Genomic DNA, 17725 nt, shown 5'->3' with positions numbered 1-17725 from the left:
AGTAAGGAGCTCTTCCTTAATCAGCTTTTGTTTCTTAAAAAGTCGTTTTACACTTTGAAATATCGTTATTTCATGTAAGTATTTTAATTAAAGATAATCTATATTCCCTTTGACTTTTTCAAAAAAAAGTTTAACTTGCCGTGATATAAGGAATTCCAAAATTGTCTATTGTAGTCATCATCATTTATTAATATGTTAGTATCAAACTCCATTAATTTGTTCTTTAGTTCATAAAAATTGTTTGTTAGATCATGACTTATGTAGTGTTCTTGCTCTATTAGTTGAACCAAATACTTTTTAAAGTAATTGAAGCAGGAATACATTTTCTCTATAGAAGAATTGACAAAATATCTTTCTACTCTTTCCGTAATTTCATGTTCTAGCTCATATATTTCTCCTGTGGGCTGGTAGATAGTAATTAGATTACCTGAATCCATATTACTCCCAATAACAAGGTATGGTTTAAACTTCTCTAAACTCGCTAAAAACTTTTCTGTATATTCTTTATCCAATATCGATAAAGAAAAATCATTTTGTTTTGTCCATTCCACTACATCTAAAAGAAAACCATTTGAATAGGTGTAAAATTCTACATTGAGATATTCGAATTCGTTTCCTTTGATTTGATGATTAAGTAAAAAGTGCATACTATCAATGGGCAAATTTAATTTGGCTATTTCCAATGTCATTCCTCCAACCCTTAATATTTAATCCATTTTCTCCTTCTACACAAACTCAATTAAATTTTAGCATAAAGAAATGATCCCCTTAGGGAAAGTTACATATGAAATAATAAAAAGGTATGAGTTTACGCCCCACACCTTTTTACCAGTAGAAATATTCGTTATAAGCTTAGTATATTAATCAGGATCAATGTCACCTTCGATATATTGACTGAGTTTATCCTTAATTGCCGCACTTTCTGGAGTTACTTCTGCTATTTTACGATTGTGAAGACGAGAGCCACCTTCCATTTCATCTAAAGGTAATGTATTTTCATCATCTTGAGGAACAGTATCAGCCATTTGTTGTAACCATTGCATTGTTAAGTTAGATGTTGTATTTTTACCATTAATTTCTGCAGTTCGTTGAATTTCCTGTTCTTGCTGATTATGAGTTACAGTCGATGTGTAAGCAGGCTCTCTATATTGTGGTGTATGCTTCGCCCTTGGCACTTCTATTGGGGTTTCAGTAATAACTGATGCTTTTTTGTTAATTTCAATAGGTTCTCTATGTTTACTTGTGTCTGGTACATTTTCTTTTTGAACATTGATTACTTCATTAATTTTTGCGGGTTCTGTTGAAGTAGAAGTAGCAATTGATACTGTAGTACTTTCCTTTTCTAGCTTAGGAGCAGAATTTCTTGAGTAATCTTGCACAGACTGACCATTTGTTAACTCGCCTTTATTGTCAGTATCTTCTTCATTAGTATAAAGATCATAAGTATCAGGATTTAACGTTTGTAACCAGCCTTCTATTGCAGTAGGTGCCGTTTTAGGTGTACTCAATTCCTCAATTACATTTTCTTCACTATCAATATCTGTATCTGTGACATAATCATCATATTTTATTTCCTCATTCAATGACTCTTCACGAATTTTTAACCAATAAGCAGCTGCTTCTGCATCAACTTGAATCTTAGCTGTTTTAAACTCTGAGGCAGGAACAAAGTTAGCATTTACTTGTATTCCTCCTTGTGGAGCATTATCTTTTACGATTTTAGCAGCACACTGGAATGCTTTTTGAATTAAGATATCATTTTCAGAAAGGATGGGTACCTCTAGTTTCGAATAAGAGTAGGATGTTCTACGTGTACTTTGTGTTTTCGTTTCAGCTGTTACCATATCAACTTCTTGATCACCTTCACGTGCCTCATAAATTGTTTTCGTACCCATTAGCTTACTAAACAATTTAGCATCTTCATTTGTAACATCACCATAAACAAGTTTATTACGAAATGTTCCTAACAGGATATCCATGAATCTTGGGCCATGTTCAATTGCTAATTGACTAATGGTTTGTGCAATAACAATTAAAGGAGCTTTATATTTACGTGATTGAGCAGGAAAACTTTTAAATGCTTTATAAATGTAATCTGCAAACTCATCGACTAAAACAGGATGGTATGGAGATACGTTAGGTTTACGACGGAAAACAGCATTTTGCACTGCATATAAACATAATTTACCGAATACATCAGATAGGTCAGAAAGTTCCCCTTTCGCTGTATTGATTAAAAGGATACCTCCAAATTCCAAATGCTTTTCAAAGTCAAAATCTGATGGACCACATAATACACGACGGAGCAGAGGTTGAGCTGAAATATCATTTAATGTGTTTCGTAAACCACGAACGAAGGTTTCTTGTTTATCAATAATCTTTGGCTGCCCATAGTATTTCCCTTCAGTATGATAAACAACTTCCCCTCCCCCACGACCGCCAGAAATTTCAGGTACATAATTTAAATCAAACCATTCATCAACTTGCTTCATTATGCGCCAATGATTTCGTTCATCTCTATCAGGTATAGATTCAATATCATTAGGAAGTCGCTCTTTTAACTTGAGATGCATCTCAAAAACGAGATTAGCATCATTATACAAATCAATTAAATGTTCAAATCTAGCTTCAAATTTTGAATCATGGAGTTTTAACAAGTAAATATGTTGTTTAAGATGCGAACGCTCAGATTGAACAAAGAAAGGATTTCCTGCGCCATTATCAGAGAGCCCCGTTAATACTGAACATAACATCTCAGCAACTTTATCAACTGGACCACGTACGAAATTTATTGAAGGGGTATCAGGATTTGTTGGATCTAAATAGAAAATAACACTTTCGGGAATCTTGTGTGCTAATACCAATTTATATACTTTTTCGCAGAAGTCGTTAGATGGCTCGATAACTGTAAGACCATTTACCTGCGTTCCTTTTACATCCTCTGAATGATAATCTTTTCTTGCATATAAGGTTTTAAAGTTATTAATCATTGAAGCCATATAGTCAAGAATTTGATTGGCAATTGGCAAACCTAGTGCAGCTGATTTACCTGTACCAATATTACCGATGATCATTATGTTAAGTGTTAAAGACTTGCCCTGAATAACTGCCATTTCCCGTGTAGCACTGTTAGGACCAAGAAAGATATCGGGTTCTGGCAATTTTGATGGATTTTTTTCAGTGAAAAATTTGTGTAATGAAGTAGCAAGTTTTCGTTGGCGATCATCATTCAAAAAGGAAAGCATCCAACCAGGTATTTTAAATACGTATTCCCATTTTCCGAATTCATCTAAAAGCTCTTTTTTATGTTCATAAAAAATCTTAAAGAGCCATAAGAGTACGAGAATAATAATAAATACAGGTATAGCAAATACAAGGTGCATGATATTACTGAAATTTGAAAGGATAGTATCTTCTAATCCTTTGTCATTTAGTGAAACCTCTCCAGCTTTCGAGTTTAAGAATGGAATAAATATCTTAGCTAATGGAACACTAAACGCCCATAAGTACTGGGCAACTATACCAACTAACATCATCGAGAATATAAACCATCTACGCTTTATCTCCTGGTAGGTCTTAACCTTGGTTGATAGTTGCCAAGTATAAATTAAAATCCAAAAGCTAAAAAAGGTTTCAATGTAATAATTAGTTTCAAATGGATTACCGAAGATACTTAAAGTAGGTAATGAAGCCCCCATTTGTATCGACCAGAAAGAAGCGTATTTATAAATTCCTCTAAAAGCAAAATACCAAGCTAGCAGAAGTAGTAATGTCACAACATAGTAAGATGAGCGGGCTGCTAAACGATATTTCCAGCTTTTTGTAATATCGATTGTAACTGTATAGGAATTTTTTTTGCTCTTTCCGGCTTTTGGATCCTCCCCATTACCTGGTGCATTATTGAGTTCAGCATTCTTTTGAACTGCATTCTCCAAATTCTTGTTTCACCCTCTCTTTTAACGAATAAAAAGCAGCGGTGAAATTAAGCAATTCAGCAGAAGTAGCCAATAATATATTCTCTGGTGCTATGGAATTGTGATACAAATCAGTAAAAATGGCTTGCTGCCCATGCTCTAATTCATCCGCTTCATATATCCCCAAAATCTTAATTGGGTTTAATGTTCGGTGTTGATTTTGCATGGCCAACAATCCTGATAATTGCTGTAATTTAAAGTGTGTATTAACCTCCCCTACCTTAAGTATTGTTAATATACATAATATTTCTAAGTAATCTAAAGATTTTTTTTCTTCATCAGGTGCTTTTTTTCGTAATACCAAAATGTCATCTGTTAGCTCAAGTAGTTTAGAATGTTGAATCCCCTTCGCTTGAATTTCATTTTTATTAGAAATCCACTCTACCGAATAAGGGAAAGAAGAATTTATGTTTAAACGTTCAGCGATTTTTTTGAGCAAATGACTTTTGTTTAAACTATTAATTTCGCGAATTTCATGAAGAATATTATTTATTACAAGTGCAGATCCACCCATATTGCTTACGTAAACATTTAGGTTATTCACTACACTTAAACGTGGTATATTGCTGAAAGCCTTTTTTAAATTTGTTACACGAGTAGTTCTTTTTTTGTAAGTAGAAATTGTGTGATAGGAATCATCGATTACTGAAAATAATACGTAAAACTGTTTAGACGGATTAGAAGCAGCGATATCAAGATATTTTTTTAGCTTGTTTTCTAGAAATGGAATGTTTTCTGTTCCTGTATCAACTTCAATATTGATAATAGAATCGTTACATGTAAGAACCCAATCAGGAATGATTAATGGGTTTCCCTTTGAATCTAGGTAAAACTCTTTAGATGGACGAAATGAATAAACGAGTTGAGGTAGATCTGCTTGGAAGGAAACGGGTTGAAGTTCTGGCTGAAACATTTCGCGATACTCTTCATCTTCGTATAAGAAGTAAACATCATTTGAATCGGAATACATTAGGTTAGGTAAATGTAAGTTTTGCTTCACAATTGAGTTTAATGGAAAAAGATAATCGCCATTACCACCTACAATTGCACCGGTATGTTCATTTTGGGATTCTGCTTCAAGTAGATTTAGCACAAATTGTGTAATAGCTATATTGTGTTCATATTGCCTTTTGGTAACAAACGAGGTGGTGTAATCAGTAATTAATTTTAAACGATATAATACTTCTGTTCCCTTTGAAGCTATAGAAACGAAATCCAATGTAAAGCCACGCTTTTTTCTCACACTTATATTTTCTTTTTTTATTAATTTCATTTTTGCCCACTTAGTTAACTTTGATGAAAATGTAGTTCGACTTATTGGCTCCCCACTTATCAATTCATAAAATTTTCTTAATTGAATTTGAGATACTGTTCGTTGTTCATATAAAAATAAAACTGTAAAAATGTCAGAACGATTAAAATAAACTCCACGATCATTTTCCCCGACGATATATTTAACGGTATAATCAAATGATTTTTTCAATTTTAAACACTCCCTTGATATGAAAATAATATACGGAAACTTGCATAAAATTGAGTGCAATTGTCAACAAATGAACGTAATTAATGTTAGATAAATTAAGCAGTTCAGTACATAAAAATGATTAAAGTATATTTTAACTGAAATTTACAAAAAAGTAACCCATTATCCCCTATGAACTCTCGGTTTAAAAACATATATCATTTCGTCAGGTGTGGGTAATTAAATCTAATGATATCAAGTAGAAAATTTCTATTAGAGTTCGTCATATATTCTTCGACATTGATAAGAGAACATATGACGAACTCTAATGATAAAAAAAGGATTCGTCATATGTACTTCGTCATGTAGGTGTAGAGTATCAAAAATAGTTAAAATGTACAGTGAATATACTTTTGCATGGATAAAATTAAGTATTAAACAGAATTGTATTTAATTCTGTAGAGGTATCCGTTTGTCAGAAGGAAAAATTACATCATAAAAGAAATAAGTAAATAAACATAATAAAGTAAATGAAAATTGTGTATATTTCGTATTTTGCATGTTACAATCTGATTTAAGGGGTGAAAAAATGCGGAATTGGAACACAGAATATGGGTTAATAACAAGGATAATACAAAGTGAATTTGAAACAGACTTTCTTTATACTAAAGTAATCAACACATTAAATAATGAGTATGAGATAATTCCATTACAGTTTGCAGCACTAGATCCTTATAAAACGTATAATACCTCACAGGTTAGTAGAATTTTGAGGATAAAATCAAATCAGTTAAGATATTTAATTAACAAATACGGTGAATACATCCAATTAATAAAAAAAAGAGCTAAATATGTTATTTCATTTAAAGCTTTATACAGGATTTATTTAGTAAACCTATGTCTAACAAAGAAATTATTTAATTTAGCTGAGTTTAACAGCATTATGACTTCACATGTTAGTTATAGAGATTATATTGATATGAAATTGACAAGTTATACTGACAAGTTTGTAGAACTTAACTATAAAACTAGCCAATTGAATGAAAATGAATCACAATTTTATGTATTATTCCTGCAAATCTCTGAAATTACTACAGAATTAATAAAAGAAATAACTAAATATAATATGACATTAACATCCCCTTTCCTTTCTGTTGACAACAAAGGGAGAAATGAGTTGGTAAATAAGAAGCAAGATCATGAAGTTCTTTTCAATAAACTAAGTGTTTTATATAAAACTATATAGTTAAAAGAGTAATACTTAAAAAGTATTACTCTTTTTTTATAGGGTTATATACACGTTTTATTTATAAGTCTTTCATATAAGACCTTTAAATGAGTCGTGTAATAATCCGTGGTAATATTCTATTGATATGAAATTAATATAAAATCATATAAAACCTTTAATAATAAGTGTTTATATATACGTCTTATATGTAGTTCGTATATATAAGGTGTATAAATCAAATGACCATGATAATAGTACGTTATTTTAGGAGTATTATATATTGGAATTATAATTCTAGATTAAAATATACATAAATACTGCACTCATATTTATTATTTAATGGTTATTGTTAGTTATATGAAACCTGATATTAACATGTTTTATTTACTGCTTATATGAACGACTTTCATATACGTCTTATATATTTGACGTTGATATATAGGACATTGTATCAATTTTACATTTTGTAAATATTATATAAGTCTTATATATAACAACTTAATATAAGTCTTATATATAATGACTTGATATACGTCTTACAATGATGTAATATATTTTTAGGAATAATTAACCAACGTTTTAAGGGGGGGACAACTTGAACGAGGTATTAAGTGAAAAATATAAACAAAACAAATTCACTGAAGAAGTTGTGGAAATGTTTGCAGACATTATTGAAGGAGACGAAATACTCTACAATGTATTTCATTACATAGGATCTCAAGTAAACAAACAATACCAAGAGACAAAGTATATGAGAGGAATCTCAATAAATGAAATAGTAGAAAGTGTTGTTATTGATAGGAGAGTAAAGAAACCTAAGGGTAAATCCTATTCATTAGAACTTGAAAGAACTAACATTTCAAGAAGATCGGCAGAAGGTAGTGTTGCTACTTTAGCTTCAATGTCATTAATAACAGAAAAAATTATGCATCCGTATAAGTTTTTAATTTCAACTATTAGGGGACAACAAGTATTAGTTGAATTAGGGAAACGTAAAAAAAGTAATGAGAATAAGGGAGAGATAAAATAATGGCAAAAAACTTTCTGAAAAACGAAGTAGCTGTGAAAATGACTATGGTTGGTTTTGGTCAAGCTGGAACTAGAATGGTAGATAAGTTTGCTGAGTATAAGCATACAGACGGTACAGCAGTTTATAATTGCCTAGCCTTGAATAGTAATGATGGGGATTTAGCTGAACTGAAAAATGTGCCGAAAAGTAACCAAGTTTCACTAAAATTAGGTGGTTTGGGTAAGAATCCTGAGCGTGCTGTAAAGGTTTTAGAATCTAATGAAGAAGCTAAAGATAAATTAAAAGAATTTATAACGGAACGTGTTAGACCAACTGATGAATTAGTACTATTTTTTGCAGGTTTAGGCGGTGGTACAGGTACATCTACAATTATTCAAGCAATTGAAGAATTCTCCGCTTTTCATAATAAACCTGTAATTGCTGAAGAACTTAAAAGTATGGCAATGAAAATTCCTAGAGAAGAATTAATAAAAAATCAACAAAAGTATGCAAGAATTGCTTTCAATAATGCTATTGAGCGTAAAGATTTCATTAAAATGGGTATTGTAGTTACACTTCCAGTTAGGGCGGATGGGCCTGATGTACTAAGACAGGTGAATAAATTTTCACAAGAAATTTGGAAGTTAGCTAATGATCCAGCGAAAGGCGTTGCATTTGTTGTATTTGCAGATAACCAACACTTCTATGATGAGTTTAAGGGATTAAACGAAAATGAGAAAAAAGGCATTGGAAACTCACGCGACTATGCAAATCAACGCATTGGAGATATTATTCATGAGTTAAATACAGCTGCAAATGGTTCAGGAACATCAGTAATTCTAGATTCTCAGGACTTTAAACGAATTTTACTAGAAAGAACAGGCTGTTTAGTAATTAATAAGATTTCACGTAATATGAATCAAATTGAAAACAGTGAAGAAATTGTAGATATGTTCTCAGAATCATTGAAAGGAAGCTCATTCCATCACCCTATTGACCTGATGAAGACAAATGAAAATGGAGATTTAGAGGCATCGAAGGTACATCATTTTGGTATGTTAGCAATTTTAGATGAACAGAAGAACATTGATGATTCATTTATGGATGATGCAAAAGTAGAAGTGACAAATAAACTACCAATCAATGGAACTGTTTTTAATGGTTATTTAGTGAGTAAAAATGACTTTATGGGCAGCGTGTATACTTTCTATAAGACAGATGCACTACCATCACGTTTATCTAAAGGATTAGTTGAAGAATATAACGAATTTAAGGAAAAACAGAGTCAAATTCAATATACAAAGTCACAAATTAATACTATTGAAGCGCAGGACTCGGACGATGACTTCAATATTAACTTTGGTGATTACTTTGAATTAGAACCAGTTAAAGATGAAGAACCACAAACGCAAAATGATGAAGAATTAGCTGCATTTATGGATCCCGATAAGATGTTCGGAACAAAATAAAAAATAAGCCTGGAGTTTTCCAGGCTTATTTTTCTGTTTTCATTACATTTTTCATGTATTCAATCATGTTCTCATCAATATAGTTTTCTATGAAAAGTTGTTTTCTCGCAAGATCTTCCTCTTTTTTAAACCAACCAACTTTTTTAATACGAGTTTCTTCTGGTTGTGAACTCCACTCTCTTTCAGCTTGTTTTCTTAATTCTGTACGCGCTCTATGTTGAATTATCATATTATCTAGTCTTTCTTGTCTTTGGCGCTCTTTTAACATTTCAGGGTCTTCTGGTTCAGGGAGCACTGCACGTATAGCATCTTCAAACTTACCTTGATACTCTAATTCAATGTTTTGTAAATGCATTTGAATCTTTTGCTCTACTATTTTTTCAATAGTCGCTGCAGCTTCCTGCATGTTTAATTGGGTTGAGACTTCACTGGTTTGATTTTCTGGAGAAACTGGTCTTAGTTCAAATTGATGTGGTAAAAGCTCAATAATTGCATCTAGCGACCACTTTTCATCCCTTTTTAGCTTGATAAATAAAGCTATGTCTAAATCCAGTGTGTTATATAGCTTTTCATTTGTATTATTGGTTCTTAATGTTCCGTGTAACCCCTTTTCCTCTAGGATATTGAACCAATTGTATACAGTGTTATGATGTCGGCCTACTAGTTTTGAAAACTCTGTTATTCGCCAAGCTTTTTCAAAAGCATCTTCATGACTAGAGTTTGTATTATTTGACTCCATATGTTCAGTTGTATTTTTGTTATCTTGTTCAATCATCGTTGTACCTCCTTGAAATATAATGGCCATAGCAAAATGGAATTAACATATAAAGTGAGATTGACATGTTAAGTGTCTTTCGACGATATAAACCTCAATACCTTTATCGATTGACGTTCACATGAAATGTGTCATTGATATATAAAGTACCACTTGTTAACATAAAGTTGATAAATAAGGGTTTGGAATTAACTATTGCTAATGTCCAGTTAATAATCCGTTAGTTATTAGTGATTATTGTTGCTATGAAATTAACAAATTAGTCTACAATATATTAATGATAAGAAAATATTAGTGATTTGTAAATAAATTATAAGGATATAGCATTAAACTTAAAGACTTAAAAACTAAAAAGTATGTATAAATCTAAAGCGAAAAGCCCATACTAATAGTAAATAAAGGCCTATATTTATTGTAATTTATGATACTCGATATTAGAAAACCATGAACGGTATAGTTAATTGGTTTCAGTAGGTCTTTAGAATGCACGTGAAGGCTATTATAGGTTGTTGAAGTACTTTTATGCGGTTTAATATAAACTCACTTTTTCTAGGGGGTATCACCCCTTACAAGTGATCTCTATATAATCAAAATTGATTCATACAATTGCCACTTTTAAATCGGAATTAATAAAAAGTGATTTATTGTTTTTGGTTACTATCAAAATACTTTCGAGAATGATATCTTCTCCGATTTATCCAGTGAATTTTGCTATAGAAAAAAGCCTTTTAATAGATGTAGAATCTAAAACTCTATTTGTATGTATATTTTCAACTTTAGAATCAATGATTGTTAATGTCATGTCAATACGTATGAGTGATAGTTGATAGGACACTACCATTAATAGATAACTAGCTCTATTAACATGTTAATCTCAGGTTACATATCAATTACAAATGATTTCTTCTTTTAGGATGTTTTCTTTTTTAATTTTTCAATAGAAACCTGTTGTGGTAGATAAATTTTTAACTAATGCAAATTTCGAAGATCCAAGATCTGCATCTATGCGTATTACAACTACATAATTGTTAATGTTATATCAATGTTTAACGAAAGTTGTTGATATAACATTAACAATATAGACAGTATTTCTCACTACGTATCGCCTTTAGACCATATATCAATGATAAACAAAGGCTGAAAAGCATTGAATTACCGTCGTCATTTGTTATTGTAATTAAATTTTAACTATTTTTTGATAGTGTGAAAACAACTTCTAGGATAGATCATCACTAGATTCGCTTCGAGCAAACCGCCACAGAAGAAAAAAATCACCAATATAGTTTTGGAAATCTTGAAAGTTATAAACACTTCTCCTTTTTGACACCTTATTGTTAATGTTATATCAATATTAATCAGAATAATATCGATAACAAAAGAAAACAATCACTTAACATGTTAATTTCAGGTTATATGTCAATGATAGACAAAGGAAAAACTGTTAATTTTTCGGTGTCACTAATAAGAAACTATCAACTGTATGGAGTTCTTGTTAGTTTCTATGTGCAATTATAGTTCTATTAGAGTATTTTTGATTTTTCATTAGAAAACTGTTGTAGTAAATAAATTTATAATTAATACAGATCGCCAAGACCTGTATTAATGCGTATTTGAACTACTTAATTGTTAATGTCATATTAATGTTAAATGAAAATTATTGATATGACATTAACAATATAGATAGCATTCCTTTCTATGTGTTGTTTTTAGACTATATGTTAATGATAAATAAAGGGTAAAATGCTGTCATTATTTATTATCCCGATTAAATTTTCAACTATGTTTTGATGGTGTCAAGTCATTTTCTAGGATAGATCGTCACTAGATTCACTTCGAGAAAACTGCCGCAGCAGAAAAATTTCAACCGATATAGATTTTGAAATCTTGAAAGCTATAAATGATTCTTCTTTTTTGACACCTTATTGTTAATGTTATGTCAATCTTATTCGAAACGATATCGATAACAAAAGAAAACAGTCAGTTAACATGTTAATTTCAGTTGATATGTTAATAACAAATGAAAAGGTTAAAAACCAGTTATCTTTCCTTCGGTATTAACATGAGATTGATAGTTTCAGGGTGTTTCTTTTTTATGTCTTACTAGCATTGAAACATTTTTATAGGTAGTTTATTAATTAACTTATTTCCGCGCAATCTGTTGCAATGGACTAATGTTCAACTAATATAAATCTTGAAGTTTAGATAGGTGCAAACGTTTTTGATAAGTAATCGCTTGTTAATGTTATGTTGATGTTAACCGGTGGATACTAGTGATAAAGTTGGTGCGCTTCATTTGATATGTTAATCTTAGTTGATATATCAATGTCAAATATAGGTGAGATGTATTGATTTTCTGTTGGTATCAACATGAGATTGATAATTATATGACTGTTTTATAGTCCTTATTCTAAAGTGGTTTTGGGTAGAATTAATTAATTTCAAACAAAATATAATGTTATGATGATTATTTACAAGAAACTGATTATGGTTAACAAGATTGTGCTTAATAGCGCAATTAATTGGTTAGTAGAGATTATACTGTACCAAAAAAAGTATGCAGAAAACCATTAGTGAACGGTTAATAAGGAGGTCCCTTATAGTTTAGTAAATATAGATTGCTAAAATAGTATCTAATTCCGAAGAAGTTCTCGCTTCAAAAGGTCCAAAGGGGGTTAAGCAGTGAGATGCCCATGTATAATTATAGTGTGGAGTTTAATAATATTATAATTAACCTCTAGATTAAATAAAGAATTTTTAGTATATTCTTATTATAACTTGTTAATTTTTTAAATTTCTAGTGATTACATGAAGCCCTTCGGGTTACGGATTAAATTACACGTTTGTGTGGTATTTAACCTCCGTATTCCAAAGGGCTTTTTTATTTGCTCAAGGGGAAAGGAGATATGTGATGTCAATTGAAAAGTTAGCAGCAAGTAGAATATTAAGGCCAGTAAGAAGCATGAATAAGGGGAGTAATGAGAGATGGTTTGAATATTATAGAACAACGTGCCCTATATGTGGTAAGCAAGGATGGTGCATGGTTAATGATTCTGAAACTAAAATAATATGTGGACGAATTTCATCTGAAACAGTATTCGGGGAAGCAGGCTATTTACATATAATAGCTGAAGATCAAAAAAGGGGATATGACTTTTCTCAAAATCAGATGATTAAGGAACATAAGAAGAAAAATGATTACAACCTTGATATTATTTACACTTTATTCCTAGAATTTTTAGACGTGCGAGATGAACATATTAAAATGTTAATGGGATCAAAACGTAGGATTACAAGAGAAGTAATAAATGTTAGAAATTACAAAAGTTTTCCTATTAAACCTTGGGATACTACGAAAGAGCTAATAAAAAAAGTAGGGGGGAAAACAAGCTATATTGTTGGAATTCCAGGATTTTATGCAAAAGAAACAAAGGATGGAAGATATTTTACGTTTGCAGGAAGGAGAGATTCTTTATTAATACCGCAGAGAAATATATATAATCAGATATGCGGTTTTCAATGTAGAATTGATAATCCTGAATATATGACAGTTGTAAAAAATCATAAACCAAGCTTTAAGGCAGAAGTTATTGAGCAGCCCAATACTATAGAGGTGACCTATAAAATCAATGGGAAGATAGAGTCTATATTTAAAGGTAAAATCGATGTTACAGAATGGTATGAGATTAATTATGAAGGTGAAAAATTAGGTGAAGTACAATTAAAGTTAGAAAGTAAATATATTTGGATCAGCTCAGGTGGGAAATTCCATGGAACAGCAGCTGGGAACCCATTGCCAATACATGTAGCAGTACCTAGTCGAGAGTTGAAAAGTTTGGAACGTGGAGAACTAATAAAAAAGGATAATGTATGGATTTCAGAAGGGAGTCTAAAATCTGATATTTCTGCTGAAAACTTAGAGGAGCTTCTAACAAATGAGGAAAAAGTAATGTATGGTACCACAGTTGTATCAATACCAGGGGTTAAAGTATGGAGAATATTAATTGAACCATTAAAAAAAATGGGAGTTAAACAGGCGACGTTCGCTTTAGATATGGACATGATTACAAATTCAGATGTTCAACGGTCGTTATTAGAATGTGCGCAAGCGCTTTATCAAGAAGGGATAAGTATTAATTATGCAAGTTGGGATATTAATCTTGGAAAGGGGCTAGATGATTTACTGTTAAACGATTATATTCCAGCAATAGAGAAAGTGAGATAAACGCTATTTTTATTGAAATAAATTAAGATATATATATTAATAAGGGGTAGAAATGATTAAGTACTTTTCTATACTATAACTAGAATGAGTGGGTTTTATAAAATCGAGGGATGTATTGTATAGAAAAATACAATACATCCATTGTTTTATACGTGTTCTTGATAGTCATCAGGGTTTAAATTGTATATATAAACCTTGATGATTATCAAGATTTATATAAATATAATTAGTTTAATCATAAGTAAATGATGGATATTTTAATATCCTGGTATTTTTTGAAATTTTTAGAATAATTTATTTTACATTTTGTTATAATCCTATATCATATACATACAGGAGAAATTTGGAAGAGTTTTGAAGGCGAAGTTTCGTATCTATGTAATACCGATAGTAGTTTTTAATTAATAAATAATACTATTCATGTATACGAGGTGAAACAAATGGGGAGACGAGTAAGCGAGAAGAAAACAAAAGAGCAGTTTTTATATGAAAGAAGAAGACAATTAGAAATAATGGAAGGTATTAGTAGCATCTGCAAAGGATGCGATATTTATATAGAATTGAGAAAAACGAAAGCACATAAAGAAGTTGCCAATACATGCGCAAGGAATTGTAAGTTGATTAGTAACGTACAAAAGGAGACAAAAATGTTTTTAGAAACAATTCGTTAAAAATGAGAAGGGAGGAATAGGTATGAATCAATCATATAGCAGCTTGAATCGCGATGATTCATTAAATAAAACTATTACACAAGGTTCTACTGCAAGAAGTATTAAGCCAATGGCAAATCTAGAAGAAAACACTTTTGAAATTAAGGAAATTGGGAATTATAAGGTACTATCAAAACAAGAAAGTTTAAAATTATTTCAGCGGTACAAACATGGTGAAAAGGATCTACGTGAGTATTTGTTTCATGTGAATGTAGGACTAGTATTATCTATTGCAAGAAAGTACAAAAACAAGCACCCTGATATAGAGTTTGATGATCTGGTCCAAGAAGGTAATGAGGGAATGTTACGGGCAATGGAAGATTTTAATCCGGCATTAGGGTATTGCTTTTCCACGTACGCTTTTTGGTGGATACAAAAAAGTATGTTAGGAATTATATGTAAAAAAAAGTCCGGATCTTTTAAAATCCCTAATTATGTGAATCAATTTAATTTAAGATATGTCGAGTTAGAAGATAAATATCTACAAATGTACAACAGAACCCCTTCAGTGGAAGAAGTAGCAAAAGAGTTAAATGTAACTAGCGAAACAGTCATTAAGCACAACGTATATTATAAGCGAGCTACTACTATTACTTTGGATGTAGATACAATAAATGAAGATATAGGTATATTAAATCCATTCTATGATGATAGTTCAGCAATTCCGTCAACAAATGAGATGGTAATTGAAGACTTAAATTACGAGATATGGTTAATATTTGATGAAGTATTAAACCCAAAGCAAAAGATGGTACTAAATCTATGTTTTGGTCTTCTAGATGGTATAGTATATTTGCATAAAGAAATTGCAAAAGCACTTATGATAACAACTGAAAGAGTGTCACAAATAAAGGATGAAGCAATTAAAAAATTGAAGAAATGTGACTATAAAGAAGAAATTTTTAATCTATTACATGAAAAGTTGAAAGTAATGGATGAACTTAATATGGTGTGAAAATATATTTTTGTATTCATCAGAATATACAGTATAACGAGCGTGTTGTATCCTTTTTCTGTCTGAAATTTTTAAAAAAGGGGTGTGTTAAGGGGATAACATGTACTAAAAACTCAATAGATGTAAAATAAAAAGAAGGATAAATGGGTGCTACCTGTTTATCCTTTTTTATTTATCATGCTTAAAAAAATAATATTATCTTTATTTTTCCTTAGTTTTTCTATAGAAATATCTCATGATTAATTATGAAGGATAAATAATTTAATTACTCTCATTTATGAGGTACCAATAGAAAGGAGGCCATTGTTGTTATATGCATAATAATAGAAAAAGAAACGTAATTAAAGAAAGGATTAGACAAGAAAAAGAACGACGTGAGCGATTACTAGCAGAGGAAGAAGAACAATATGAGGATGTCTATAAAGATACAATAAGTGAGCAAATACCACAAGAGCATTCAGAACAACCGCGGAACCAACGTGAAGAAAGTGTAAATGTAAATTCACCTAAAAATGAATCTTCAAATAGTAACCCAGCTCTTGATTGGATCACTACAATTCAAAAACAGGCAGGCACTTCTGAAAATGATTTAAAAATAGAAGAAGCAAGGGAACGTGAAGAAGTAGAAGCACGTAGAAAGGCAGAAGAAGAAGCAAGAAAACGAGCAGAAGCGGAAGCACGTAGAAAGGCAGAAGAAGAAGCAAGGAAACGTGAAGAAGCGGAAGCGCGTAGAAGGGCAGAAGAAGAAGCAAGGAAACGTGAAGAAGCGGAAGCGCGTAGAAAAGCAGAGGAAGAAGCAAGAAACCAGGAAGAAGCGGAAGCGCGTAGAAAAGCAGAGGAAGAAGCGAGAAACCAGGCAGAAGCGGAAGCGCGTAGAAAAGCAGAGGAAGAAGCAAGAAAACGAGCAGAAGCAGAAGCGCGTAGAAGAGCCGAAGAAGAAGCAAGAAACCAGGCAGAAGCGGAAGTGCGTAGAAAAGCAGAGGAAGAAGCAAGAAAACGAGCAGAAGCAGAAGCGCATAGAAGGGCCGAAGAAGAAGCAAGAAAAGAGGTAGAAGCTCGACGGAAAGAAGAAGAGAGAAAACTTGAAGAAGTAAGAAAAAGAAGATTAGAGGAAGAAAAGAAAATAAAAGAAGCACAACAGAGACAAAAAATAGTTGTAGCTAAAAGTGAACCAGAAAGTGATGAGATTAATTTAAATAAGGAAAGAGATCTACTAAGTGAAACTAAACCTGAACATGAAGAGAAAGTAGTAATAGATAAAAAAGGAATCCTAAATAATATAAAAAAATATAAGTACGCTATTATAGGAATCGCATCGATTGTTTTATTCATATTAGCAGGTCTTACCTTTAGTAATTTGAAGAATTTACAGGCTGCATCTGCAAATGATGTAAATAGTTTAGAAGTTAATGTGAATTTAATAAATGGATTAAGATTATCTGCAGTTCAAAAATATCAAGATGCTGCCTTGGAATTTGATAAAGTGGATTATAAAAAGTTAGGAAAAGAAGATAAAAAGGCAGTTTTATTTACTTATCTTTTAAGCGGTAAAGCACAAAAGGCTATTGACTTAGAGCAAGATTTTGCAGAATCAGTAGTTTCATATTATATAGCTGTTGATAACTTGAAAAAGGTAAAAGAACTTAAAACTAAAAATTCACTAATTAATTTTGAAATTGCTGCGTTAGATAACAAACATGAAGAAGTTATCAAATTAATAGATCAAGTGCCACTAGATGGTAGAAGAGAAGGAATTATTGTTAATAGTTATTTGAAATTAAATAAATCTGAGGAAGCTAAAAAGTTTGCTCAAAAGGTTGGAAATAAAGATTTACTCGAAAAAATTAGTAATTCTACACCTAATAGTTCTGCTACATCTGTTGCAACTATAAGTGCAGGTTAAGTAATGGGGAGGAATTGA

At 31.3% G+C, this 17725-nt stretch carries 11 protein-coding genes; 7 read left to right on the top strand and 4 right to left on the bottom strand.

What is annotated here, in order from left to right; genetic code table 11:
* Window positions 1–98: 98 nt before the first annotated feature.
* The 3 genes from ACW0JX_RS27735 to ACW0JX_RS27725 form a co-directional block, all read right to left on the bottom strand.
* Entirely contained in the window at window positions 99–689 is a 591-nt protein-coding gene (locus tag ACW0JX_RS27735; protein ID WP_098818352.1) for a hypothetical protein, read from the bottom strand.
* A 171-nt stretch (window positions 690–860) separates the two neighbouring features.
* Window positions 861–3935, bottom strand: a complete 3075-nt coding sequence (locus ACW0JX_RS27730; RefSeq protein WP_459245951.1) for a type IV secretory system conjugative DNA transfer family protein — start codon at window positions 3933–3935, stop codon at window positions 861–863.
* Window positions 3907–5457, bottom strand: coding sequence for a replication-relaxation family protein (locus tag ACW0JX_RS27725; RefSeq protein ID WP_459245950.1), 1551 nt, complete (start codon window positions 5455–5457; stop codon window positions 3907–3909). Before ACW0JX_RS27725 ends, ACW0JX_RS27730 begins: the two co-directional genes overlap by 29 nt.
* A gap of 538 nt (window positions 5458–5995) precedes the next feature.
* Between ACW0JX_RS27725 and ACW0JX_RS27720 the strand changes: the two genes are divergently transcribed.
* The 3 genes from ACW0JX_RS27720 (at window position 5996) to ACW0JX_RS27710 (ending at window position 9142) form a co-directional block, all read left to right on the top strand.
* Window positions 5996–6682 (top strand): hypothetical protein, encoded by a 687-nt coding sequence (locus tag ACW0JX_RS27720; RefSeq protein WP_002094243.1) that lies wholly within the window; start codon window positions 5996–5998, stop codon window positions 6680–6682.
* Window positions 6683–7259: 577 nt separating this feature from the next.
* Entirely contained in the window at window positions 7260–7694 is a 435-nt protein-coding gene (locus ACW0JX_RS27715) for a hypothetical protein (protein ID WP_001006721.1), read from the top strand.
* Complete coding sequence (locus ACW0JX_RS27710) at window positions 7694–9142, top strand: FtsZ/tubulin family protein (protein WP_001097024.1); 1449 nt, start codon at window positions 7694–7696, stop codon at window positions 9140–9142. Before ACW0JX_RS27715 ends, ACW0JX_RS27710 begins: the two co-directional genes overlap by 1 nt.
* 25 nt (window positions 9143–9167) lie before the next feature.
* On the opposite strand, the gene ACW0JX_RS27705 is transcribed toward ACW0JX_RS27710, so the two are convergent.
* Window positions 9168–9917, bottom strand: coding sequence for a MerR family transcriptional regulator (locus tag ACW0JX_RS27705; RefSeq protein WP_000572415.1), 750 nt, complete (start codon window positions 9915–9917; stop codon window positions 9168–9170).
* Between the two features lie 2908 nt (window positions 9918–12825).
* Here ACW0JX_RS27705 and ACW0JX_RS27700 point away from each other — a divergent pair.
* The 4 genes from ACW0JX_RS27700 to ACW0JX_RS27685 all read left to right on the top strand — a co-directional run bounded on the left by ACW0JX_RS27700 (window position 12826) and on the right by ACW0JX_RS27685 (window position 17707).
* Complete coding sequence (locus ACW0JX_RS27700; protein WP_000021185.1) at window positions 12826–14139, top strand: DUF3854 domain-containing protein; 1314 nt, start codon at window positions 12826–12828, stop codon at window positions 14137–14139.
* 440 nt (window positions 14140–14579) lie between these two features.
* On the top strand, window positions 14580–14810 hold the full coding sequence (locus ACW0JX_RS27695; RefSeq protein ID WP_000533697.1) for a hypothetical protein: 231 nt from the start codon (window positions 14580–14582) through the stop codon (window positions 14808–14810).
* 22 nt (window positions 14811–14832) lie between these two features.
* Entirely contained in the window at window positions 14833–15804 is a 972-nt protein-coding gene (locus tag ACW0JX_RS27690) for a sigma-70 family RNA polymerase sigma factor (protein WP_459245949.1), read from the top strand.
* A gap of 313 nt (window positions 15805–16117) precedes the next feature.
* Window positions 16118–17707 carry a hypothetical protein gene (locus ACW0JX_RS27685; protein ID WP_459245948.1) on the top strand — a complete coding sequence of 530 codons (1590 nt, stop codon included), beginning with the start codon at window positions 16118–16120 and terminating at the stop codon, window positions 17705–17707.
* Window positions 17708–17725: the final 18 nt, after the last annotated feature.

This window comes from Bacillus sp. C-3-6 (assembly GCF_054509685.1).
The sequence above is the reverse complement of the archived record's forward strand: the minus strand, read 5'-3'. Positions and strand labels throughout refer to the sequence as shown.

What these genes read in the sequence shown, in the direction of transcription:
- ACW0JX_RS27735 (WP_098818352.1), bottom strand. Translation starts at nt 689, where the DNA reads ATGACATTGGAAATAGCCAAATTAAATTTGCCCATTGATAGTATGCAC.
- ACW0JX_RS27710 (WP_001097024.1), top strand. Translation starts at nt 7,694, where the DNA reads ATGGCAAAAAACTTTCTGAAAAACGAAGTAGCTGTGAAAATGACTATG.
- ACW0JX_RS27690 (WP_459245949.1), top strand. Translation starts at nt 14,833, where the DNA reads ATGAATCAATCATATAGCAGCTTGAATCGCGATGATTCATTAAATAAA.
- ACW0JX_RS27705 (WP_000572415.1), bottom strand. Translation starts at nt 9,917, where the DNA reads ATGATTGAACAAGATAACAAAAATACAACTGAACATATGGAGTCAAAT.
- ACW0JX_RS27695 (WP_000533697.1), top strand. Translation starts at nt 14,580, where the DNA reads ATGGGGAGACGAGTAAGCGAGAAGAAAACAAAAGAGCAGTTTTTATAT.
- ACW0JX_RS27685 (WP_459245948.1), top strand. Translation starts at nt 16,118, where the DNA reads ATGCATAATAATAGAAAAAGAAACGTAATTAAAGAAAGGATTAGACAA.
- ACW0JX_RS27720 (WP_002094243.1), top strand. Translation starts at nt 5,996, where the DNA reads ATGTTACAATCTGATTTAAGGGGTGAAAAAATGCGGAATTGGAACACA.
- ACW0JX_RS27700 (WP_000021185.1), top strand. Translation starts at nt 12,826, where the DNA reads ATGTCAATTGAAAAGTTAGCAGCAAGTAGAATATTAAGGCCAGTAAGA.